Origin of the sequence: Cupriavidus basilensis (assembly GCF_008801925.2) — a bacterium.
GTDB classification, from domain to species: domain Bacteria; phylum Pseudomonadota; class Gammaproteobacteria; order Burkholderiales; family Burkholderiaceae; genus Cupriavidus; species Cupriavidus basilensis.
On sequence record NZ_CP062803.1, the window covers coordinates 2,478,874 to 2,498,253 of the forward strand.

Here is a 19,380-nt window from a genome sequence, read left to right on the forward strand (position 1 = left end):
GTAGGACCGCGACCGGCAGATTTGCCTGCCGGCGTGGCCTAGCATCAAAGCATCCGGAGCGCCCGCCATTTCGGCATCTTGCGTGCCGGCGCCTGGCGGGCGCTTTTTTTGCCCCTCCCGGCTTGTTGGATCGATGGAGACATTGATGGACAACCACCTGAACCACACATCGCTGCGGCTCGCGCTGGCCAGCAGCGTCGCAATTTCCGCGGCCTCGTTGCTTGCGGGTCCCGCGCTCGCCGCGGACGAAATGGTAATCCGCACCATGGGACCCGTCAGCTACGTCTGCGGCGGCATTGCCGCGGACGAACAGCGGCAACTGGCCGCGCAGCAAAAGAACTTCAACATGGGCCTGCTGTTTACCCAGGGCGAGCGCGGCGAATTCCTCGCCGACGTGGCCGTCAAGATGACGCGCGAAGGCCACGAAGTGGCCAGCTTTACCGCTTCCGGGCCCAAGTGCCTGATCAAGGCTCCGCAAGGCAGCTACAATATCGAAGCGACTTATAAGGGACAGGCCAAGTCGGTCAACGTGAGTACGGGCACCTACAACGCGCAATTGCGCTGGTAAGGCGCCAGGGGAGGCACCCTCGCCGGGCGGCACCCTTCACGCCACGGCTCCTGGCCCGGGATCGGACCAAGAAGGATGCCTCTGCGCCAGAAAGCCCCTGCCGGAAGACGTGTGCCCAGCCTGGCCCACATCTTCCACACCGCCCGCCTGCCCCTGCTTTGCTCGGCGGCATTGCTGCTCGCCGCCTGCGCTTCGACACCGCCGCCTGGGCGCTATAGCGGCCAGCCGCGCCCGACAGGCACCCCCATGGTGGATCCCAGCGCCGGGCTGGAAGAAGTCTCCATCCAGGCAATGTCGCTGGTTGGCACGCCCTATCGCTACGGCGGCAATACGCCTGACTCGGGCTTCGACTGCAGCGGCCTGGTCCGCTATGTGGTGCTACGCGCCGCCAACGTCAACCTGCCACGCACCACCGAAGCCATGGGCGAGCGCGGCGTCTCGCTGGAGCGCAGCCAGGTGGCCTCGGGTGACCTGGTTTTCTTCAATACCACCGGCCGGGCCAATTCGCATGTCGGCATCTATGTCGGGCAGAACCGCTTTGTCCACGCGCCATCCACCGGCGGCACGGTTCGGCTCGAAGACATGAGCAAGTCATACTGGGCCTCCCGCTACAACGGCGCGCGACGGGTTGCATCGGGAATCAACCAGGCGCCGGCATCGGCCGCGCCCCCGGCCGCACCAGCAGCACCGCCGCCTTCCGTTGTACCCCCGGCCCCCGTGGATGACGATCCGATTGCCGCTTTCGCCAATCGATAGATAGCCATCGGCTCCGGCCTTCCCGACAAGCAAAAAGCCAGGCATGGCGCCTGGCTTTTTGCTTGCTTGTCGAGCGGGAATCCGATGGCCCGATGGCTTAGAGGATATGCCGGCCAATCCACCATGCGATGGCGGCCATGAAGGCAGATGCGGGAATCGTCAGCACCCAGGCCCAGACGATGTTGCCGGCCACGCCCCAGCGCACCGCCGACATCTTCTGCACCGAGCCCACGCCGACGATGGCGCCGGTGATGGTATGGGTGGTCGACACCGGCACGCCCAGCGCCGAGGCAATGAACAACGTGATGGCGCCGCCTGTCTCCGCGCAGAAGCCGCCTACCGGCTTGAGCTTGGTGATCTTCTGGCCCATGGTACGCACGATGCGCCAGCCGCCAAACATGGTGCCCATGCCAATCGCCACGTAGCAGGAAACAATGACCCAGATCGGCGGCTCCGCACCGCCCTGCGCCACGTGGCCGCTGGCGATCAGCAGCATCCAGATGATGCCGATAGTCTTCTGCGCGTCATTGCCGCCATGGCCCAGGCTGTACAGCGATGCCGAGACCAGTTGCAGCCTGCGGAACCAGCGATCGACCCGCGACGGCGGCGTGCGGAAGAATGTCCAGGCCACGATCACCATCATCAGCGAGCCGAGCAGGAAGCCCAGCAGCGGCGAAATGACGATAAAAGCCACGGTCTTGAGAAGACCGCCGCCGACCAGTGCGCCGGTGCCGCTCTTGGCCACCGCAGCCCCGACCAAGCCACCGATCAGCGCGTGCGAGGACGACGAGGGGATGCCGTAGTACCAGGTGATCAGGTTCCAGGCAATGGCCCCCATCAGGGCACCGAAGATCACGTAGTGATCGACGATGTTGACGTCGATCGTGCCAGTGCCGACGGTTGCCGCCACCTTCAGGTGGAAGATGAAAATCGCCACCACGTTGCACATGGCCGCCATGGCCACCGCGTGGTGCGGCTTGAGCACGCCCGTCGACACCACCGTGGCAATCGAGTTGGCGGCATCGTGAAAGCCGTTCATGAAATCGAACAGCAGGGCGAGAGCCACCAGCAGGCCAATGACCCACAGGCTCATTTGTATTGTTTGCATGCCGATTTGTGCCTCAGGCGTTTTCCAGGACGATGCCTTCGAGAATGTTGGCGACGTCCTCGCACTTGTCGGTAATGGTTTCGAGCTGCTCGTAGATCGCCTTCAGCTTGATCAGGCGCTTGACGTCCGTTTCGTCGCGGAACAGCTTGGACATGGCGGCGCGCATCACGCGATCGGCCTCGGACTCGAGCTGGTCGATCTGCTGCGCCGTCTTCAGGATGGCGCCGGCATTGCTCATGTCCTCTAGCAGGCCGACCGCGATCTTGACCTGGTCGCAACACTGCACGCAGATGGAGGCCAGCTTGCGCGCCTCATCGGTCAGGCTGGTCACGTCGTACAGCGAGATGGTTTCAGCCACGTCTTCCATCAGGTCGAGGATGTCGTCCATGGTGGTGATGAGCTTGTGGATCTCATCGCGGTCCAGCGGCGTGATGAAGGTCTTGTGCAGCAGGTCGATCGTGTCATGCGTGATGCGATCGGCTTTCTTTTCCGTGGCCTGCACGCGGCGAGCGTGGGCCTCCGCATTGGGCAGGTCGTTGACCAGCACTTCCAGCTCGCGGGCGGCGGTCACCGCGCAATCGGCATGCTGGTTGAAGTATTCGAAGAACTTGCCCTCAGTGGGCATGAATCGGCCGAACATGGAATGTTCCTTGTCGAAGCGCGGGGGCGCCGCGGGTAGTTACTGAATCAGGCGGATACGCATTAAACGACAGCCGCCCGAGGGCGGCTGTCATCAAAACGCAATATTTTACAGGTTTGTGCGGCGATGCCGGGGGACTTTGACACGCGGCAGGCACAATCGACTGTGGCCACCGGGCCACGAGGCCCGGCAAGCCGCGCCAGGGCTGGCTTCAGTTGTCGTTGTCGAAGAAGGCGGGGCCACCGCTGAAGTTGTCGAACTTGGTGAACTGCCCCAGGAACGTCAGCCGCACGGTGCCAATTGGGCCGTTACGCTGCTTGCCGATGATGATCTCGGACGTGCCCTTGTCCTGCGAATCGGGGTTGTAGACCTCGTCGCGGTAAATAAACAGGATCACGTCGGCATCCTGCTCGATAGCGCCGGATTCACGCAAGTCGGACATCACCGGGCGCTTGTTCGGGCGCTGTTCCAGGCTTCGGTTCAGCTGGGACAGTGCAATCACCGGGCAGTTGAGTTCCTTGGCCAGGCCCTTGAGCGAGCGCGAGATTTCCGAAATTTCGGTGGCGCGGTTTTCCCCGCCGCCCGAGCCCGACATCAGCTGCAGGTAGTCGATGACGATCAGCCCGAGCTGGCCGCACTGGCGCGCCAGCCGGCGCGAACGCGCGCGCAGCTCCATCGAGCTCAGTGCCGGCGTTTCGTCGATGAACAATTGCGCATCGTTCATGCGCTGGATGGCGTGCGTGAGCCGCGGCCAGTCTTCGTCAAGCAGGCGGCCCGTACGCAGGCGGTGCTGGTCAAGCCGGCCGACCGAGCCCAGCATACGCATGGCCAGCTGCGTGCCCGCCATTTCCATGGAGAACACGGCCACCGGCAGGCCCTGCTCCACCGCCACGTGCTCGCCGATATTCAGCGAGAAAGCGGTCTTACCCATGGAGGGGCGCCCCGCCACGATGATCAGGTCGCCGGCCTGCATGCCACTGGTCATGCGGTCCAGGTCAATAAAACCGGTAGGCACGCCGGTGACGTCGGTGCTCGAGTCACGGTGGTACAGCTCGTCGATGCGCTCGACCACCTGGGTCAGCAATGGCTGGATTTCCTGGAACCCCTTCTGCCCGCGCGAGCCTTCCTCGGCGATGGCGAATACCTTGGATTCCGCCTCGTCGAGCAGTTCCCGCACCTCGCGCCCTTTCGGGGCGAAAGCCGCGGTAGCGATATCGTCGGCCACGGTCACCAGCTTGCGCAGCACCGAGCGCTCGCGCACGATCTCCGCATAGCGGCGGATATTGGCCGCGCTGGGCGTGTTCTGCGCCAGGGAATTCAGATAGGCCAGGCCGCCCACCTCTTCCGCCTTGCCTGCGCCTTGCAGCGACTCGTAGACGGTGATCACGTCAGCCGGCTTGGTAGCAGCGATCAACCGGGAGATGCTCTGGAAGATCATCCGGTGATCGAAGCGATAGAAATCGGCTTCGTTCAGGAAGTCGGCGATACGGTCCCAGGCGGCATTGTCCAGCAGCAGGCCACCCAGCACCGATTGCTCGGCCTCGATGGAATGCGGCGGTACCTTGAGATTGTCTAGTTGGGGGTCTGCGACAGGCGCGTTCATAGGGGGGATTATAACGGTCGACGCCAGCGAGCCGGCGGAGAATTCGCAGCCCGCCGTTGGGGCATCCTGCCGTGTGACGGCGGGACAACCGGCCCCGCCCCGTAGCAATCGGGCGATCAGGCAAGCAAGGGGCGCGGCCAAACAAAAAGGCAGGAGCGCGATGCTCCTGCCTTTTTGTTTGGTCAAGCAAGCGGCGCTGGCATCCGGCGCCCACCAGCCCGAAGGACAAGTGGGCGCCGGCAGCAAGGCCGATGCTTAGGCGTGTTCGCCCAGGACGGAAACCGTCACGTCGACCAGCACGTCGGTGTGCAGCGAGACGCTGACCGGGTGGTCGCCAACAACCTTCAGCGGACCATTCGGCAGGCGCACTTGCGCCTTCTCGACCTTGAAGCCTTGGCCAGCCAGGGCTTCAGCGATGTCGGCATTGGTCACCGAACCGAACAGGCGGCCGTCCACACCCGACTTCTGGGTGATCTGCACGGTCAGGCCATTCAGCTTTTCGCCTTCAGCTTGCGAAGCTGCCAGCTTTTCAGCGGCTGCCTTTTCCAGTTCAGCGCGCTTGACTTCGAACTCGCTGATAGCGGTCTGGGTAGCGCGGCGGGCCTTCTTGTTCGGGATCAGGAAGTTACGGGCGTAGCCGTCCTTCACGCGAACGATGTCACCCAGGTTGCCCAGGTTGATGACTTTTTCAAGCAGAATAATTTGCATCGTGTTTTCTCCTTAACGGACCTAGGGCCGATCAGTTCTTGTGCAGGTCGGTGTAGGGCATCAGCGCGAGGAAACGCGCGCGCTTGATGGCCGTGTCGAGCTGACGCTGATAGTGCGCCTTGGTGCCGGTCAGGCGGGCCGGCGTGATCTTGCCGTTGTCGCCGATGAAATCCTTCAGGGTGTCCAGATCCTTGTAGTCGATCTGTTCCACGCCAGCCACGGTGAAGCGGCAGAAGCGCTTGCGCTTGAACAGCGGGTTTTGCTGTTGGAAGCGCTTCTTGTTCTTGTTGTCACGTTTGACGAATGCCATGATTCAATCCTTTTCGAATGCTTTACATCCAGTGATGTGAAAGACGAGAGCCTTGCTGTTGCGGTGCCTGCGGGCCAGGAATCCTTCGCAGTCGAGCATCGCGCCGAGCGGGGTACGCTCAAGCCGCTGGCCGATCTGACCAATTCCCATGGCGGCGATGGAGAACTCCACCTGCCTGGGCGTTTGCGCCTCGACCGTCTCGCCCGCGTACTGCAAGATGCAGTTGACCACGGGGACCCCGGCCGGGGTGTAACGCAAGGCATCGCGTTCCGCGAGCGTTGCGCAGAGCCTTAACTGGTTCAACGCACTCTCCCGCACCGATGCCCGCACTTGCCGCCGCGGCGATCAACGCCGGCGGCAACCACAACAGTCCGCACTTAGGCGGCCTGGACTTCGCTGGTCTGTTGCGCGGCCTTGCGAGCTTCTTCGCGCTGCACTTCCTTCATCATCGGGGACGGTGCGGTTTCAGCCTTCTTGGTCTGAACGATGAGGTGGCGCAGCACTGCATCGTTGAACTTGAACGCGTGTTCGAGTTCAGCCAGGGTTTCCTTGCCGCATTCGATGTTCAGGCAAACGTAGTGAGCCTTGGCCAGCTTCTGGATCATGTAGGCCATCTGACGGCGACCCCAGTCTTCCACGCGGTGGATCTGGCCTTCCTGGGACGTGACCAGCGTCTTGTAACGCTCGATCATGGCCGGGACTTGTTCGCTCTGGTCCGGATGGACGATAAATACGATTTCGTAATGACGCATTGACGCTCCTTTTGGATAAGCTGCCCGAGCGCCATGTCCGGTGCAGCAAGGTTGAATAGCCTTAAAGTATAGCGTGCTTTTGCTATCGGGAGCAAGCCGCCTCAGTTTTCGGTGAATAGTGCCTGCAGCGCCGCCGGATCCTTTGCCAATCCAGGCTCCGCAGCCAGCGCCAGCGCCAGCAGTACGCGCGCCTTATAGGGATTGAGGTCGCCGGCCGAAACAAAAACGCCCGACGCCGGCCGGGGAGGCGCAGGAATCGCCACATGCCCCGCTCCTGTGCGCGAACTGCGCACCACTGCCACGCCCGCGCCAGCAGCATCGGTTAGCGCCTCCACCAGCGACTGGTGGACGGACCCGTTGCCAGCGGCCGCCACGACCAGGCCTGCCACGCCCGCCCGCGCCAAGGCATCCACCACGATCCGGCCCGGCTCCGCATAGCTAGCCACGATCTCGACCTGCGGCCATGCGCAAGGGACCGGCCAGGCCTTGACCGGCAAGCGGCTGGGGATACGCACAAAGCGCACGAGGTTGTCCTGAACAAAGCCAATCGGCCCAGATACCGGCGACACAAACGCATTCACCGCCGATGTGTGCGCCTTCATCACATCGCGCCCTGCGTGGATCTCCTGATTCATCACCAGCAGCACGCCCTTGGCCGTCGCGCCAGCATCCGCTGCTACGCGCACCGCATCCAGCAGGTTCAACGGGCCATCCGCCGACAACGAGGTCGACGGCCGCATCGCAGCCGTCAGCACGACTGGCACCGTACCCACGCAAGCCAGGTGCAGCAGCATGGCCGTTTCTTCCAGGGTATCGGTGCCGTGCGTAATGACAATGCCCGACACATCGGGCTGCGCGGACCAGTACGCCACACGCTCCACCAGCGTGGACCAGAGCGCGAACGACATGTCCTTGCTATCTACCTGCGCAACCTGCTCGGCCTCGATCCGAGCTACCGCGCCCAGCGCCGGCACCGCGTCGAGCAGCGCTGTCACCGGCACCGTCGCCGCCTGGTACTTCGCGCTGCTAGCTGGGTTGGAGGAAGAACCGGCAATGGTGCCGCCAGTAGCGAGCACGACGACGCGAGGCAGGAGAGACATGGCGGGAAAGTGGTCGGGAACCAGAAAAGTTGAACAGCAAGCAGCGCAACACGCTTCAGGTGCCGCGGATTGTAATCCCTCTGCCCGCACATCACGGCACGCGCCAAGATTCGTGGAACGCACCTGTCAATGCGCAAACTCCCAAAAATTCCGCTTGCACTTCACTCGATACTGTATAAAATCACAGCATACTGTTTAAACATACAGTGCTTCCAAACATCGGCGACCATGGCGACCCTGACACCGCGACAGCAGCAGATTTTCGACTTGATCCGCAGCAGCCTCCAGCACACGGGCTTCCCGCCCACGCGCGCTGAGATCGCCGCCAAGTTCGGCTTCTCCTCACCCAATGCAGCCGAGGAACACTTACGTGCCCTGGCCCGCAAAGGCGTGATCGAGCTCACCCCCGGCGCCTCCCGCGGCATCCGCCTCAAGGTCTCCCGCAGCGACTCGGAGCTACCCGACCAGTTTTCCCTGCCTATGGCCGGCGTCATGCAACTAACCCTGCCACTGGTCGGGCGCGTTGCAGCCGGCAGCCCGATCCTCGCCGCCGAACACATCGATCGCCAATACCAGGTCGACGCCTCGGTGTTCGACGTGCAACCCGATTACCTCCTGCGGGTGCGTGGCCTCAGCATGCGCGACGCCGGCATCCTCGATGGCGACCTGCTCGCCGTCAAGCGCGCCAGCGAAGCCGCCAACGGCAAGATCGTTGTCGCCCGCCTGGGCGACGACGTCACCGTCAAACGCCTCAACCGCCGCGGCGACACCATCGAGCTGATTGCCGAGAACCCCGACTTCCCCAGCATCATCGTGCAAGCCGGCCGCGAAGAGTTCTCACTGGAGGGCATCGCCGTCGGCCTCATCCGCCCCGGCGCCTTCTGACGAGTGCGGCTGAGGCGGGCTAACCCCGTACAAGCCGACACCCGATTGTGCCAACGCACCCGCATAGCGGGTACCGCTAACTGTTGTTGCAAGTCACCAGGTGTAGCCATGCTGCCAGCCAACCGCCTTTCCGCCCGCCGCCCCGTCAAGCCCGTGCCCTTCCGCCAGTCCAAAGGCGTACGCATCTACCAGGGCGCGCAACGACGCACCATGGTTGGCAGCATGGCCGCTATCTGCCGAATGCTCGAGCTGGAGGAATCCTCCAAGCTGGCGGGTTAAGCAGGTGGCACTGAAAAAAATTTGTGCAGAGTACTAGCCATCCGGCTTTTGGCATTGTATGATCTTGTTCTTCGTCGTTCGGCACCAAGCAGAACGACATCGACGGTGGCTGTAGCTCAGTTGGTAGAGTCCAGGATTGTGATTCCTGTCGTCGTGGGTTCGAGTCCCATCAGCCACCCCAGAATATATAAGGTTAGCGAGGTTTGCAGTTGCTAACTTAGCCAGAATTTTGGAAGAACATCTTCCAATTTTTGGAACTTGAAAAGCCCACCCCTTCGGTGGGCTTTTTGCTTTGGCTCGACGCATCGCACATCAACACTGTATATCCATACAGTTAACTCAACTATCCGCGCTTGGCTTAGGACGACTCCTATACTGGACATCCATACAGTATCTAGTGAGAGAGACATGTTCGCCTGCGCCCCCGATACCGTCTATCTATATAGTCAGTCCCACGGGGCTGCGCGTTTGGCCATCCGCCGCCCCCGCCTCACCATCGACGATCCGCTGCTCACGGCCGACACCTGGAACCCGGAGGTAGAGGCCGCCGCTCAGGCCGCCGGCGCCACGCTGCACCTGATGGGTGTCGATACAGCGGCCATCCAGGCGCTGCCGTGGACCATCGACCGCCTGGCGTTCGAACACGACGGTGCGCGACTGAGCTTCTGCCTCGCCTATGGCGCTGACATCCTCGGCCCGAACACCATCCGACTACGCACCCGCGGCGAACGCCACTACGCCACCCGGCAGGAGATGGCATGTTCCCAGTGACCTACCAGGCGGCATCGATCTTCCTGGAAACCCAGTTCCTGCCCGGCGACACGGCCGAGCTGCGCCTGGACTGCGAAGGCGTCACGGTGTCAGCCAGCGCCGTGACCGTGCACGGCATCGAGACGCGCCACATCGAGAAGATGGTGTGGACGGCCGATTACCTCTCCTTCGAGCAGGACGGCCAGCACCATCGGATCAAGGTGGCCCGGCCGGCGGTGAAGACGCCGCTGCGCGCGCGGTTCCCGCGCCGCTGACTAGCAGCAGCCGCCTCGCCATGCCACCCAACACCCCAGAGAATTGGGTACGCGCGCTACGCCACGCCGTTCGCGGCGGCACGCCGGATGCCTATGGCGACCCCTTCAGCATGCAGCTGTACGTCCTGGACCCTCACGGCCAGCCAGTCCACACGCTGGACGGCAACGCGCATCATGAATTTCTGAGGGGCTGGTTCAAACGCTTCGTGCTGCGCACTGACCTTCCCGAGCAGGATGCCCGCGTCTGGACATGTTTCTGCCCATGGCCGGACAAGATGAACGACAAGCCAGTTTTTCTTACCCACCTGTCCGGGGGCGGCATCGACAAGATCTTCACCTCGGCGACGTGGCAAGATGCGCAGGACAAGCACCGGCGCGTCTCGGAGAAGGCGCGGCGGGTGCTGCCACTAACGCCCCTGCCAGGAGATGAGGATGTGCACTAACTATGCCCCGGTGCAGCGCCAGCTGCTGCGCGACGTCTTCGGCGTCGAGCCACCGCCCATCGACTATCCGCCTGAAACCTGGCCGGACTATGCCGCGCCGATAGTTGTGGCCGGCGCCGACGGCGCGCGCCAGGCCCTGGTGGGGACGTTCGGCATGGTGCCCAAGACGCGCATCCCGCCTGGCGTAGCCAAGTTTGACACCACCAACGCGCGATCGGAGACGGTCGGCGAGAAGCGGTCGTTCTCCGGGCCGTGGAAGAAGGGTCAGCTCTGCCTGGTGCCAGCCACCAGTTTCTACGAGCCGTTCTATGCGGAGGGGCAAGCAAAGTCGGTGCGCTGGCGGATCTGGCTGAAGGACGAACCTGAGTTCGCCATCGCCGGCCTGTGGCGGGATTGGCCAGATGGTGCCATCTCGTTCACCATGCTGACCATCAACTCGGACAAGCATCCGCTGATGAACCGCTTCCATGCCCCGGGCAAGGAAAAACGGATGATCGTCATCGTGCCGCGGGCGGAATGGGACGATTGGCTGACCTGCAGAGATCCTGAGCAGGCCCGAAGTCTCATGCAGCCCTACCCTGCCTCGAAGATGACAGCCGAGCCGGCGCCTCGCACGCCAGTGGGCAAGTAGCTCCATAGAAAGGGCGCCACAACAAGAAAGCAACTCCTTCAACAGCACTCTCCCACTCATTACCCCGTCATTAGGCATAATGACGAGCAATTCAAACAGGGGGATAAGATGAGTGAGACAGAGTTCGCCGGTCGCTTGACGGCTGCGAAAAGTGTTTGGGATGAAATGGCTCCCGGCCTGGGTGCGACAGCACTCGGGGGAAGCAATATGAACGTCCCAACGGAACAAATTACGGACTGGTTCGAGACATTGATCGCGGCGGTTGCCTCCGTCGAGAAGTACCAAAAAGACCAGGTATTAATGTCGCTGCTGTGGCCCCCCATTACAAACTCGACGCAGCAAATAGAGTCTTATATGAGTACCGCCAAGTCCAATGGCATCTCATGGCTTTCTCAAACCACACCCACCATCGTCAGTCACCTATGGGGACTGCGAAGCCAGCTACAATGGCTAATACCTACAGAGCAGGATGGATTTCCGCCATCACCAGCCATTGGAGAAACACTAGCAAAACGCCACGAAATAGAAGAGGTCAGCAAATTAATACTAGGACAACAAAAGAAGATTCAAAAAATAGCATCTGATGCCGAGAAAATCACCAAGGAAATCCTCGACAGGTCTGAGTTAATCAGCAGCGCAGAAAGGACGTCAGCAACCGCACAAACAAATGCATTAGCAAGCGCGGCCGCAGCGGAAGCCGAGAAGCTGAAAGTCGATCAATATGTAGCTTCCCTAAGTACCGCCTCAATCGCCCAAGAGAAGCTATTCAAGCAATTTGACGACAAGCGCTCCGACATTGAGGGCACACTAGAAGGAGCAAGCAAAATTGCTCTTGCGAAATCGTTCAAGGATCGCCGCGAGAGCCTAGATCGAACTCAGATTTTGTGGGCCGCACTGTTCTTGATCGGCATTACATTTCTTGTCCTCTCTGGCGCATTTATTTGGCACGACACAAAGACAAATTCAGTTGAATTTTCATCAGAAAAGACAGCGCTAATTGTTGGTCTTTCGAAATATCTACTCCTAGCTCCATTCATCTGGCTCACGTGGTTTTCGGCGAAGCAATATGGACACATTCTAAGACTGACTGAAGACTACGCATTTAAGGAAGCTGCCGCCCATTCATTCGTCGGCTACAGAAATGAAATGGGCGACGACGGAGAAATGCTACAACTACTGCGAGAGTACGCGATCAAGAATTTCGGCGCCAACCCCGTGAGAGTTTTATCAAAAAATGAACCGGCCTCACCCATCAGCGAGATACTTGAAAAAGCGCTTGAGAAATTGCCGCCAGAAAAGATTCTTGATGCCTTTAAAGACATACTATCGAGCACCAAAGGGAAATAGCAAAGCGATATATAGCTCGCTACCAACCAACATTATCTGCCCGCAGCTGGCCGCGAAGCCCCCTAGTCGCTACAACATATCCAACAAAGGCACAAGAGGGGCTTCGACCGCCGGCCATTCTCACCCGATCCGACTTTCCAACCGAGCTGATCGCTAGAACAGTCCAACCGGCTCAGCCTGGCGATCCCAACTGTAGATGATCAGCTCGCGCCGCACAGCCGGCTTGTCGGCACCACCCACCTGGTACTCAATGTCGAGCGACTCCATCTGGAAATCGGCAAAGACGCGCCGGATCTCGGGGTGGTCGTTCAGGCTGACAATCTCCTTGCCCTTGAGCTCGCGCATCATGTCGGCCATGCGCTCGTACTGCGCGAGCGGAAAGCCGACGCCATAGCCCTCAGTTTCCTAATACGGCGGATCCAGGTAGAACAGCGTATGCGCGCGGTTGTAGCGTGCCATGCACACCGCCCAGTCCAACTGCTCGATGTAGGCAGTGTGTCCGGCGGCCGCCGGCGGTGCGCTAACACCGGCAGCGGTCGCCGTCTCGGGCGATGGCGTCGAGAGCTGCTGCAGCCTCTGGAGCAAGTTCGGCTCGCGCTTCACCATCTCCACCGGCAGCGCCGGGATCTGCGGTGGCGCCTATCAGGCCGGCGCGTGGTCCCGGGACTGGGTGAAGGTCAAGCGGGCAAGTGCCGCGCCGCTTGAGCGTTTCCTCAGTTCATCATTAAGAAGTCGACGCCGCGGATACTCCACGGTGCCGACGAGTGCCATATCTGCTCTTAGGCATTGGTGGTGTGCCCTTGAGCCGCCCGAAAAAGGTCTCCAAACGATACAGCGACAATCCTTTGCGTGAAAACTACGGCGGCGCGGCCAACGCCTTGTTGGCGAGTCCGGCCGCCGGGTCAATTTTACTGCCCTACGAATCGTGGCTTTTTAATTCTGTATATATTATTAAAAAGATACGGCCCAATCTCGAAAGTCTTGTAATACTCCCACCCCGTAATCTGCCCAGTGAGCTCTTCCAAAAGCGCCCATGAAGTAAAATCCGGCCCTTGCGCCAACCAAACGCCGGTTCTGATGCAAGGATCACCTTCGTTGCTGTTTATCCAAAACAGATTTCCCTCGGATGTCACACTAATACCGGCACCGCTCCCTCCCCAGTAAGAAGCCTGGGTACACCCAGGTATGGTAGGAGAAGTCTTTCTGGAGTTCGGCCAAATCAATCCCTCTGTAGTGGAATTAAGTATTCCGGGTGAACCACTTAGATTGGCCTTATCGAATGCCATTACAACGGGCGGCGCAAATAATCCACTCGGATTCGATCCATCGCCTTCGAGAAGCACCCATCCTGGCAAGCCATTAACCTGAGGCGGGAATGCAAGGTCAATACCATATCGATTGCCTGATACACGTACAAACGACCCCCCGCTTCCCGAACTAGAAGAATGCCAGAGTCCTGCATCTGCATAGCCCCCATCGCCTATGCTTACCCAAATCGAGCTAATATTTGAGGGATCAGCACCAATGGCGTGTACATGCCGACCATTCGTTGCCAATACCTCCGACCATGAGGTTCCGCAGTTTGGAGAAGAATAGACATGCGCACCGACCCCAGGATTATTTGTATCTCCGTTGTAGTTTCCATAATAAAGATACAGCCCATTTGAAGCCAAACTATCGGGGCGACCCGTGGTATTTGCGGGAACATTTGGAACGGAAACGTCAGCCCAATTCGACCAAGCATTCAGCTGGTTTCTATATATCTTCCCATTATTTGTTATTATGAACTGCATATTGCACTGAAACACCATCTGGATAACGCTCCCAGCGTTACCCAACGCCTGACTAGACGAAACCCCAGTATTAATCCAAGTATTTCCCTGGTCATTACTATACAAAAAATTATCGTACCCCGGCACCGTACCGCTCTGACCAAACTGAAGTCCATATACAACTCCATTATATACCCCGATAACCTTGGCGCCCGCAAACGTTCTTTGATATGGATAAGATGGATTTAACTGCCCCGCCCCGCCCTGCGCATACGCGGCAGAGATCAAGGCAAACACCGCAAAAATACACGACAGAAATTCTTTTATTCTTTTCATTTCCATTCCCTCTGTGGTTGCTCTGGAAAAATTGAAGGCCCCACCAAGACATATCCAACATCACAAGCAACTCGCATCGCAAAGTCTGCGTTGCCAACCGAGTCTATTCCATTTTTAAAGTTCTCACCCCGTTGATTGGAGACGCGGAGCTGCGAGTCATAACGGCCAGCCGCCACAGCCGCATCCAGCCTGACCTCATACCCAACGCGCACTTTCTCGTGCTGGCGGGATAAATTTAAGGAAATTTTTACAGACAAGGCGCTAGGATTTCGACTCAGGGCGAGGCTCCTACCTGGCCCTTTTGCGACCCTCGCCACCGCCCCGCATGTGGGCGGTGTTTTTTTATTGGCATGCCTCCACGGCTGCCTTCAACCGGACCTCATACCCGGCACGCAGCGCCAGCTCCACCAGCACCGCCCGGAAAAACTCAAAGTCGCTGGCCGTCTCCGGCACCTTCGCCAGCGGCCAGTTCGGCTCGGGGATCTTCGCCGTCTTGCACGGCACGGCCACCGGCACCCTCACCTCCACCGGCTTCTCGATCACCTGCGGCGCGGCGGCGCAGCCGGCCAGCACCAGGCACAACATCAGCGCGCGGATCATGGGCGCTCCTTCACGAAAGTCTGGCGCAGCCCGTGCAGCGATGCGCACTGGTTGGCGCCGGGCGCCTGCGCCTGGATCTTGCCGGCCAGCAGCGTGTACTTGGACTGGGTCGCCTGCGCTTCGGCGTCGGCCTTCGCGGCCTGGTACTGGCGGATCTTGGCCTGCGCTTCTAGGCCGGCCACCGCGGCGTTCTGCGTCGAAACGGATGCCGCTAGCGCCTGGTTATCGCTCTTGGCCTTGGCCAGGTCGGCCCGGGCCTTCACCAGCTCCGCGCGCGCCGAGTCGCGCTCGCCGCGATAGACCCAGACCGAGCCGCCGGCCAGTGCCAGCACGACCAGCACCGCGGCGAAGAAGATCCGTTCGGGCGTGGCGAAGACGGCTTTGGTAGCCGTCCCAATGGCTTCAAGAATCAGCATGGTGAATCACCTCCATGGGCGTGAATTGGTAGCCTTCCCTGGCGTACTTCTGGGCGATCCAGAGCGGGAACGGCATGTCGTGGATGCCTTCGTCCTTGCCGGTGTGGTGGGCCTTGCAGAGCAGCAGGCCGTTGACCGTCATGTCGTCAACGAAGCTGTACGGGTTGGCCGGGTCGAAGTGGTCCCAGTCGAAGACGGCCGCGTGCGGCCCCAGCGCGCCGGCGCGCGCGAATGTGGCCACGCTGGCCCAGTCGATCATGTTCGCCAGCGAGCGCTCGATAGGATGGTGGTGGGCCTCGAGCGGATGGCCGCTCTCTTCTGCCGTCTCGCCGCAGATGAAGCAGCGGCCGCCCTCGCGCTCGATCAACGCCTTCTTGGAATGCAGGAACAGGGGCGTCGTGGTGCGCGCCTCGTGCCCGGGCAGAAGCACGTCGACCGCCAGGGTCTCTTTCTCTTCGTGGGTATCGGTGACAGCCATAAGGGCCTCAGAATGCAAAAAACCGCCCGAAGGCGGCTGGAATGAGAAAAATGCTGGATGTCTGGGGAAAAACTGCGACGGGGAGACTAGGCGCCCAGCACGGCCTTGGCCTTCGCCCAGAAGGCGCGCCGCTCGGCAATGCCATTGATCCCACCGTTGATGGCCCGCGTCAGCCCCACGAAGTCGCCCGCATCGGCAAAGCGGTTCAGGTTGTGGGTGTGCCAGTACCAGCCGGCAGACGCCGCCGCGTGCACGGGCAGCTCGAGCAGCTCGGGCTGCGTCAGCAGGTCCAGGTGCAGGCCGAAGCCGCACAGCAGGTAGTTCTTCCGCCCGGTGACCTGGATCAGGCCGCGCCCCATGAACCGCTTGCCGTCGCCGGGCTCGACGTTGCCCAGATCCGCCCTGCCCTCGTACCGGCGCTGCGTAGGCGTCGGCCCCCAGATCTCGCGCAGCAGGCGCAACTGCCCGGACTCGTGCGCAACCTGGGCGAGGAACGCAGCCGCGCGCGTGGACGTGTTGACCTCGAACTGCAGCATCGCGGCGGCCAGCGGCGCAGCGAACGCGTCGGCGCGCGCGCCGGCCAGCGGCATGATGGCGCGCAACTGCGCAGCGGTAACCAGTGCATCAGCCATGATTGCCCCTCGTCACCGCATCGCGCACTTCCCCCGCCACCTCGGCCAGGTCCTTGTCGCGCCGGCGCTCGATGAAGTTGAACAGCCAGCGCACGATAGCCCAGCCCGGCAGGCCGCAGGCGAATACAACGCCGAACAGCGCCACCAGGCCGATGTAGTCGTGCGTCCAGGCCTGCAGCCCGAACTTCTGCACGACGGCCGCGCCGCCGGCCACGCTGGAAACGACGGTAGAGATCAGCCCTACCGCCCACTCTCTTGGGCTTCGTGGAGTCATCATCATCATCACTACGAGGGCGGCGAGACCGGATGCGCCGGCGGCAACCGCCGCCGGGCCGCCGAAGGCTTTGAAGGCAGCAGCGCCCGCCGCGCCGGCTGCGGCACCGCCGCTGATTGGTTCGGACATTTGTGACCCCGGAAAAGAAAATGCCCACTCGGGGCGGGCATGAAAAAGCCACCCGGAGGTGGCCATTGAAAGCATCATCGGTCAGGAAGGTGCCGACGGCCATGCGATCGCGCGGGGGAATCCAGGCTGCTCTGGCACGTCACGAAGTGCCTGGCGATATGCCGCGAACTTGGCCTTTGTCGCGGCAGGAACGTCCGGAAGCTGCGTCCAATCGGTGGCCGCCAGCAAGGCGTCGCGGCTCGCACGTGCGTTGGCAGCTATATCTGCATCACTCGGCCCGGGTCGATCAATGGCCACTGGGTGTCCGGAGGCGTTAGCATCAATGACCTTCCCGGCCGATTGCCCGGCCATGAGCGCCGCGTACTCTTCAGGCGCGACCTCCACCAGGTCGCCCGGCCATGTCCCGGCCGCCTCATAGGCATCCTGCAGATCCTCGGGATAGAAGCCGCCAGTGCTTTTCGAGTAGAAAGTTTTCATGGTCGTGCGCCTTACCAGCCGATAGCAAAGTAGGAAATCGCGGAAGCCGCGCCGTTCCCGTTGTTAAACAGTGTCATCCCGGTTGTTGACGGAATGCCCCATCCCCCCGCAGACGCTGTCGAAACACCACCACTGTTGACGAATGAGGCGACAGCTGAGAGGAAAGCATTTGGGAATGCGATGGGGAAGGTAACATTAGAGCCACCAGCCGCAGTCACTGCGTTCACCTGCCCCCACTGCAGAATCAAGTTGTACTTAACGCCCGCTGCAATGACCGGGATCTTCACGTAGCCGTTCGCCGAGAGGGTTGCCGCAAACTGCCCAAGGTTGACCGCATGTTGAGTCGCAGTTGGCCCAGCTACTGCGAACAGCTGGCTAGCCAACCCGGCAAGGGCCGCATACCTCCCGTCACCTGCCCCAAGGCTCACCGCATGGTTGCTCTGCACAGGCGCTGCCACCTGCAGCGCGCCGCCCGTGCACTCAATCAGCACCCACGAGCTGATGTCCGCGCGCCAGACCGCCTGGCACTTACCGCCAGCGACAATCTCCCCGCCCTGCAGCGCACTGTGCGCGCCGCCGACCAGCGGCTGTGCGCCCAGGCTGTTGACGTTCAGCGTCGAGGCGCCGCTGTTCGCGGTCTTGGTCTTGAACCACAGCACCATGCCATCGGTCAGCGCAGTGATGGCGGGGCTGTAGCTGACGGCGTAGGCGTTGGCCGCGCCGGTATCCACCGCAGTCGTCAACGCGTTCTGCTGGATCGCATGCAGCAGGTCGGCCGGCAAGATCGGCGCGTTCGCAGCCTGGGCGATGTTGGCCGAGGTGATGGTCGTCTGGCCGTTGGCGACGGTCACCACCCACAGGCCGGTATAGCCCGCATCCGGGGCCGGCGTCGTCTGCGTGCCGGTGGCGGCCGCCACGCCAGCCTTTGCCGAAATGCTAACGATTCCCTTGCGCGCGGTCGCCTGCTGGGCGCCGCTTCCGCCCGGGCCGGACCAGGCCTGCGTGGGATTGCTGGCGTTGTAGTACGGCAGCGTGATCAGGCCAGTGTCGGAATCCAGGTAGGCCGCCTGGATCAGGTAGTTGACGCTCTGGCCGGCGGTGGCCGGCGCCGGGCAGCTCAGCGTCACGGGGTCGAGCGAGATGCCCTGCTTCAGGATGCTGTGCGAGGTGTCCGCCGGCAGCGAGGAATAGGCCGTGGCGTCGATGTTCGCCAGGGCGTATATCTCGCCAGGGTTCACGATCACCTGTAGCGATGCCGGGCCGGTCGGCACACAGCCAAGGCCGTTCACCACGGCGGCGGTACCCAGCATGACCGCAGCCAGCTTCGCCAGAGCGATCATGGCGAATTTGTTGGTGTTCAGCAGGTCCGTTTCGAGGGGGATCTGCCCCGGGTAGACGGTTTGGCGGTCCATTTAGGCTCCGGAAATGAAAAAGCCCGCGCAACGCGGGCTGTGAATGATCTGGTGTCTGTGATCTTGAGACGCTAGGGCGCTCAAAATATCCCCCTTTGTAGGGGAGCGATTTCCGGGCAATCGGCGCACTATTCCTGCCGCCAATCTGGCTCCGGACTCGATAGCCTCAGTTGCTGATATGACCCAACTCGCCTGCCTCTTCGCTTTCCAGTTGCTCTGGTTTTTCCCTCTTCGCCGAATCTTTGCGCGCACGCACCTACCCACGTCAATTGCCTTCCTCGCAATCATTCCGGCTGTAGGCCCGCTAATCTGCGCGTGGATCCTGGCGATACGCCCTTGGCCAATTAGGCGACGAGTGGCTGATTCATTTAGGTGAGCAGCAGGTGGCTAGGTCCGGCGCGCTGCCTGCCATCGTTGGCGCTGCAGATTCCCCCGTCTTGGGGGATCGTCCAGCAGCTACATCAACGCAAAATACCGACGGCCCGTTAGATTGGGACTTGCTATCCCTTCCCACCGAACTTCTCTGTCACAAGGATCTTGCAGTGATGCACGCGAACAGCTGCTCAACCGCGACTCAGCAAATACAGCTCACGGCACAGCAACTAGCCGAGCGACGAATCCGAGCGCTCGCGGATCTACTAGAGGAGGCCATCAAGAGCAGTCCTCCACTAAAAACTCCTGGTGCAAGAACCTACGGGG

The 19,380-nt window shown here is 61.2% G+C and carries 25 protein-coding genes, 1 tRNA gene and 1 pseudogene; 10 read left to right on the forward strand and 17 right to left on the reverse strand.

Going from position 1 to position 19,380, the window contains the following annotated elements; genetic code table 11:
• The first annotated feature begins 145 nt into the window (after positions 1 to 145).
• A complete protein-coding gene (locus tag F7R26_RS11150) occupies positions 146 to 568 on the forward strand; it encodes a hypothetical protein (protein WP_150983652.1) in 423 nt (140 codons plus the stop codon).
• A 75-nt stretch (positions 569 to 643) separates the two neighbouring features.
• Complete coding sequence (locus F7R26_RS11155; RefSeq protein ID WP_416351282.1) at positions 644 to 1,324, forward strand: C40 family peptidase; 681 nt, start codon at positions 644 to 646, stop codon at positions 1,322 to 1,324.
• 97 nt (positions 1,325 to 1,421) lie between these two features.
• Here the strand turns inward: F7R26_RS11155 and F7R26_RS11160 are convergent, their stop codons facing one another.
• From F7R26_RS11160 to F7R26_RS11195, 8 genes are all read right to left on the reverse strand, one after another.
• Positions 1,422 to 2,432: an inorganic phosphate transporter gene (locus F7R26_RS11160; RefSeq protein ID WP_150983654.1), complete on the reverse strand. Its 1,011-nt coding sequence runs from the start codon at positions 2,430 to 2,432 to the stop codon at positions 1,422 to 1,424.
• Between the two features lie 13 nt (positions 2,433 to 2,445).
• Positions 2,446 to 3,072, reverse strand: coding sequence for a DUF47 domain-containing protein (locus F7R26_RS11165; RefSeq protein WP_043347240.1), 627 nt, complete (start codon positions 3,070 to 3,072; stop codon positions 2,446 to 2,448).
• Positions 3,073 to 3,283: 211 nt separating this feature from the next.
• Positions 3,284 to 4,675 (reverse strand): replicative DNA helicase, encoded by a 1,392-nt coding sequence (locus tag F7R26_RS11170; protein WP_043347242.1) that lies wholly within the window; start codon positions 4,673 to 4,675, stop codon positions 3,284 to 3,286.
• A gap of 255 nt (positions 4,676 to 4,930) precedes the next feature.
• Complete coding sequence (rplI, locus tag F7R26_RS11175; protein ID WP_150983655.1) at positions 4,931 to 5,383, reverse strand: 50S ribosomal protein L9; 453 nt, start codon at positions 5,381 to 5,383, stop codon at positions 4,931 to 4,933.
• Positions 5,384 to 5,414: 31 nt separating this feature from the next.
• Positions 5,415 to 5,693, reverse strand: a complete 279-nt coding sequence (rpsR, locus tag F7R26_RS11180) for a 30S ribosomal protein S18 (protein WP_006163606.1) — start codon at positions 5,691 to 5,693, stop codon at positions 5,415 to 5,417.
• A gap of 3 nt (positions 5,694 to 5,696) precedes the next feature.
• Positions 5,697 to 5,996, reverse strand: coding sequence for a primosomal replication protein N (gene priB, locus F7R26_RS11185; RefSeq protein WP_150983656.1), 300 nt, complete (start codon positions 5,994 to 5,996; stop codon positions 5,697 to 5,699).
• Positions 5,997 to 6,070: 74 nt separating this feature from the next.
• Positions 6,071 to 6,445, reverse strand: coding sequence for a 30S ribosomal protein S6 (gene rpsF / locus F7R26_RS11190; protein ID WP_006163598.1), 375 nt, complete (start codon positions 6,443 to 6,445; stop codon positions 6,071 to 6,073).
• Positions 6,446 to 6,546: 101 nt separating this feature from the next.
• Positions 6,547 to 7,545, reverse strand: coding sequence for an asparaginase (locus F7R26_RS11195; protein ID WP_150983657.1), 999 nt, complete (start codon positions 7,543 to 7,545; stop codon positions 6,547 to 6,549).
• Between the two features lie 228 nt (positions 7,546 to 7,773).
• On the opposite strand from F7R26_RS11195, the gene lexA reads away from it, so the two are divergent.
• The 8 genes from lexA to F7R26_RS11235 all read left to right on the forward strand — a co-directional run bounded on the left by lexA (position 7,774) and on the right by F7R26_RS11235 (position 12,155).
• A complete protein-coding gene (gene lexA, locus F7R26_RS11200; RefSeq protein ID WP_006163593.1) occupies positions 7,774 to 8,430 on the forward strand; it encodes a transcriptional repressor LexA in 657 nt (218 codons plus the stop codon).
• Between the two features lie 108 nt (positions 8,431 to 8,538).
• Entirely contained in the window at positions 8,539 to 8,709 is a 171-nt protein-coding gene (locus tag F7R26_RS11205; protein WP_170301734.1) for a hypothetical protein, read from the forward strand.
• Positions 8,710 to 8,814: 105 nt separating this feature from the next.
• A tRNA-His gene (locus F7R26_RS11210) sits at positions 8,815 to 8,890 on the forward strand.
• 287 nt (positions 8,891 to 9,177) lie between these two features.
• The gene (locus tag F7R26_RS11215; RefSeq protein WP_241754301.1) at positions 9,178 to 9,480 is read left to right on the forward strand and encodes a hypothetical protein; all 303 of its coding nucleotides are present in this window, start codon (positions 9,178 to 9,180) and stop codon (positions 9,478 to 9,480) included.
• Positions 9,468 to 9,734: a hypothetical protein gene (locus F7R26_RS11220; protein ID WP_150983659.1), complete on the forward strand. Its 267-nt coding sequence runs from the start codon at positions 9,468 to 9,470 to the stop codon at positions 9,732 to 9,734. The genes F7R26_RS11215 and F7R26_RS11220 overlap by 13 nt, the downstream gene beginning before the upstream one ends.
• Before the next feature lie 20 nt (positions 9,735 to 9,754).
• A complete protein-coding gene (locus F7R26_RS11225; RefSeq protein WP_150983660.1) occupies positions 9,755 to 10,177 on the forward strand; it encodes a hypothetical protein in 423 nt (140 codons plus the stop codon).
• Positions 10,167 to 10,808: an SOS response-associated peptidase gene (locus F7R26_RS11230; RefSeq protein WP_150983661.1), complete on the forward strand. Its 642-nt coding sequence runs from the start codon at positions 10,167 to 10,169 to the stop codon at positions 10,806 to 10,808. The genes F7R26_RS11225 and F7R26_RS11230 overlap by 11 nt, the downstream gene beginning before the upstream one ends.
• A gap of 108 nt (positions 10,809 to 10,916) precedes the next feature.
• Positions 10,917 to 12,155, forward strand: coding sequence for a hypothetical protein (locus F7R26_RS11235; RefSeq protein ID WP_150983662.1), 1,239 nt, complete (start codon positions 10,917 to 10,919; stop codon positions 12,153 to 12,155).
• Positions 12,156 to 12,308: 153 nt separating this feature from the next.
• On the opposite strand, the pseudogene F7R26_RS40950 reads toward F7R26_RS11235, so the two are convergent.
• From F7R26_RS40950 to F7R26_RS11285, 9 genes and pseudogenes are all read right to left on the reverse strand, one after another.
• Positions 12,309 to 12,647, reverse strand: a pseudogene (locus F7R26_RS40950) (DNA adenine methylase); the annotation flags it as partial.
• A 416-nt stretch (positions 12,648 to 13,063) separates the two neighbouring features.
• Complete coding sequence (locus F7R26_RS11250; RefSeq protein WP_150983665.1) at positions 13,064 to 14,269, reverse strand: hypothetical protein; 1,206 nt, start codon at positions 14,267 to 14,269, stop codon at positions 13,064 to 13,066.
• 336 nt (positions 14,270 to 14,605) lie between these two features.
• Complete coding sequence (locus F7R26_RS11255) at positions 14,606 to 14,863, reverse strand: hypothetical protein (protein ID WP_150983666.1); 258 nt, start codon at positions 14,861 to 14,863, stop codon at positions 14,606 to 14,608.
• Complete coding sequence (locus F7R26_RS11260; protein ID WP_150983667.1) at positions 14,860 to 15,279, reverse strand: hypothetical protein; 420 nt, start codon at positions 15,277 to 15,279, stop codon at positions 14,860 to 14,862. The genes F7R26_RS11255 and F7R26_RS11260 overlap by 4 nt, the downstream gene beginning before the upstream one ends.
• A complete protein-coding gene (locus F7R26_RS11265; protein WP_150983668.1) occupies positions 15,266 to 15,757 on the reverse strand; it encodes a hypothetical protein in 492 nt (163 codons plus the stop codon). Before F7R26_RS11265 ends, F7R26_RS11260 begins: the two co-directional genes overlap by 14 nt.
• A gap of 86 nt (positions 15,758 to 15,843) precedes the next feature.
• Positions 15,844 to 16,389 (reverse strand): glycoside hydrolase family 19 protein, encoded by a 546-nt coding sequence (locus F7R26_RS11270; RefSeq protein ID WP_193692059.1) that lies wholly within the window; start codon positions 16,387 to 16,389, stop codon positions 15,844 to 15,846.
• Positions 16,382 to 16,792: a hypothetical protein gene (locus tag F7R26_RS11275; RefSeq protein ID WP_206702488.1), complete on the reverse strand. Its 411-nt coding sequence runs from the start codon at positions 16,790 to 16,792 to the stop codon at positions 16,382 to 16,384. Before F7R26_RS11275 ends, F7R26_RS11270 begins: the two co-directional genes overlap by 8 nt.
• Before the next feature lie 81 nt (positions 16,793 to 16,873).
• The gene (locus F7R26_RS11280; RefSeq protein WP_150993039.1) at positions 16,874 to 17,269 is read right to left on the reverse strand and encodes a tail fiber assembly protein; all 396 of its coding nucleotides are present in this window, start codon (positions 17,267 to 17,269) and stop codon (positions 16,874 to 16,876) included.
• An 11-nt stretch (positions 17,270 to 17,280) separates the two neighbouring features.
• Positions 17,281 to 18,681: a gp53-like domain-containing protein gene (locus F7R26_RS11285; protein ID WP_170302028.1), complete on the reverse strand. Its 1,401-nt coding sequence runs from the start codon at positions 18,679 to 18,681 to the stop codon at positions 17,281 to 17,283.
• Positions 18,682 to 19,380 lie beyond the last annotated feature (699 nt).

What these genes read in the sequence shown, in the direction of transcription:
- rpsF (WP_006163598.1), bottom strand. Translation starts at nt 6,445, where the DNA reads ATGCGTCATTACGAAATCGTATTTATCGTCCATCCGGACCAGAGCGAA.
- F7R26_RS11265 (WP_150983668.1), bottom strand. Translation starts at nt 15,757, where the DNA reads ATGGCTGTCACCGATACCCACGAAGAGAAAGAGACCCTGGCGGTCGAC.
- F7R26_RS11270 (WP_193692059.1), bottom strand. Translation starts at nt 16,389, where the DNA reads ATGGCTGATGCACTGGTTACCGCTGCGCAGTTGCGCGCCATCATGCCG.
- F7R26_RS11250 (WP_150983665.1), bottom strand. Translation starts at nt 14,269, where the DNA reads ATGGAAATGAAAAGAATAAAAGAATTTCTGTCGTGTATTTTTGCGGTG.
- F7R26_RS11255 (WP_150983666.1), bottom strand. Translation starts at nt 14,863, where the DNA reads ATGATCCGCGCGCTGATGTTGTGCCTGGTGCTGGCCGGCTGCGCCGCC.
- F7R26_RS11225 (WP_150983660.1), top strand. Translation starts at nt 9,755, where the DNA reads ATGCCACCCAACACCCCAGAGAATTGGGTACGCGCGCTACGCCACGCC.
- F7R26_RS11285 (WP_170302028.1), bottom strand. Translation starts at nt 18,681, where the DNA reads ATGGACCGCCAAACCGTCTACCCGGGGCAGATCCCCCTCGAAACGGAC.
- F7R26_RS11195 (WP_150983657.1), bottom strand. Translation starts at nt 7,545, where the DNA reads ATGTCTCTCCTGCCTCGCGTCGTCGTGCTCGCTACTGGCGGCACCATT.
- F7R26_RS11220 (WP_150983659.1), top strand. Translation starts at nt 9,468, where the DNA reads ATGTTCCCAGTGACCTACCAGGCGGCATCGATCTTCCTGGAAACCCAG.
- F7R26_RS11155 (WP_416351282.1), top strand. Translation starts at nt 644, where the DNA reads ATGCCTCTGCGCCAGAAAGCCCCTGCCGGAAGACGTGTGCCCAGCCTG.
- rpsR (WP_006163606.1), bottom strand. Translation starts at nt 5,693, where the DNA reads ATGGCATTCGTCAAACGTGACAACAAGAACAAGAAGCGCTTCCAACAG.
- lexA (WP_006163593.1), top strand. Translation starts at nt 7,774, where the DNA reads ATGGCGACCCTGACACCGCGACAGCAGCAGATTTTCGACTTGATCCGC.
- F7R26_RS11230 (WP_150983661.1), top strand. Translation starts at nt 10,167, where the DNA reads ATGTGCACTAACTATGCCCCGGTGCAGCGCCAGCTGCTGCGCGACGTC.
- F7R26_RS11205 (WP_170301734.1), top strand. Translation starts at nt 8,539, where the DNA reads ATGCTGCCAGCCAACCGCCTTTCCGCCCGCCGCCCCGTCAAGCCCGTG.
- F7R26_RS11160 (WP_150983654.1), bottom strand. Translation starts at nt 2,432, where the DNA reads ATGCAAACAATACAAATGAGCCTGTGGGTCATTGGCCTGCTGGTGGCT.
- F7R26_RS11235 (WP_150983662.1), top strand. Translation starts at nt 10,917, where the DNA reads ATGAGTGAGACAGAGTTCGCCGGTCGCTTGACGGCTGCGAAAAGTGTT.
- F7R26_RS11150 (WP_150983652.1), top strand. Translation starts at nt 146, where the DNA reads ATGGACAACCACCTGAACCACACATCGCTGCGGCTCGCGCTGGCCAGC.
- F7R26_RS11260 (WP_150983667.1), bottom strand. Translation starts at nt 15,279, where the DNA reads ATGCTGATTCTTGAAGCCATTGGGACGGCTACCAAAGCCGTCTTCGCC.
- F7R26_RS11170 (WP_043347242.1), bottom strand. Translation starts at nt 4,675, where the DNA reads ATGAACGCGCCTGTCGCAGACCCCCAACTAGACAATCTCAAGGTACCG.
- F7R26_RS11165 (WP_043347240.1), bottom strand. Translation starts at nt 3,072, where the DNA reads ATGTTCGGCCGATTCATGCCCACTGAGGGCAAGTTCTTCGAATACTTC.
- F7R26_RS11280 (WP_150993039.1), bottom strand. Translation starts at nt 17,269, where the DNA reads ATGAAAACTTTCTACTCGAAAAGCACTGGCGGCTTCTATCCCGAGGAT.
- F7R26_RS11275 (WP_206702488.1), bottom strand. Translation starts at nt 16,792, where the DNA reads ATGTCCGAACCAATCAGCGGCGGTGCCGCAGCCGGCGCGGCGGGCGCT.
- rplI (WP_150983655.1), bottom strand. Translation starts at nt 5,383, where the DNA reads ATGCAAATTATTCTGCTTGAAAAAGTCATCAACCTGGGCAACCTGGGT.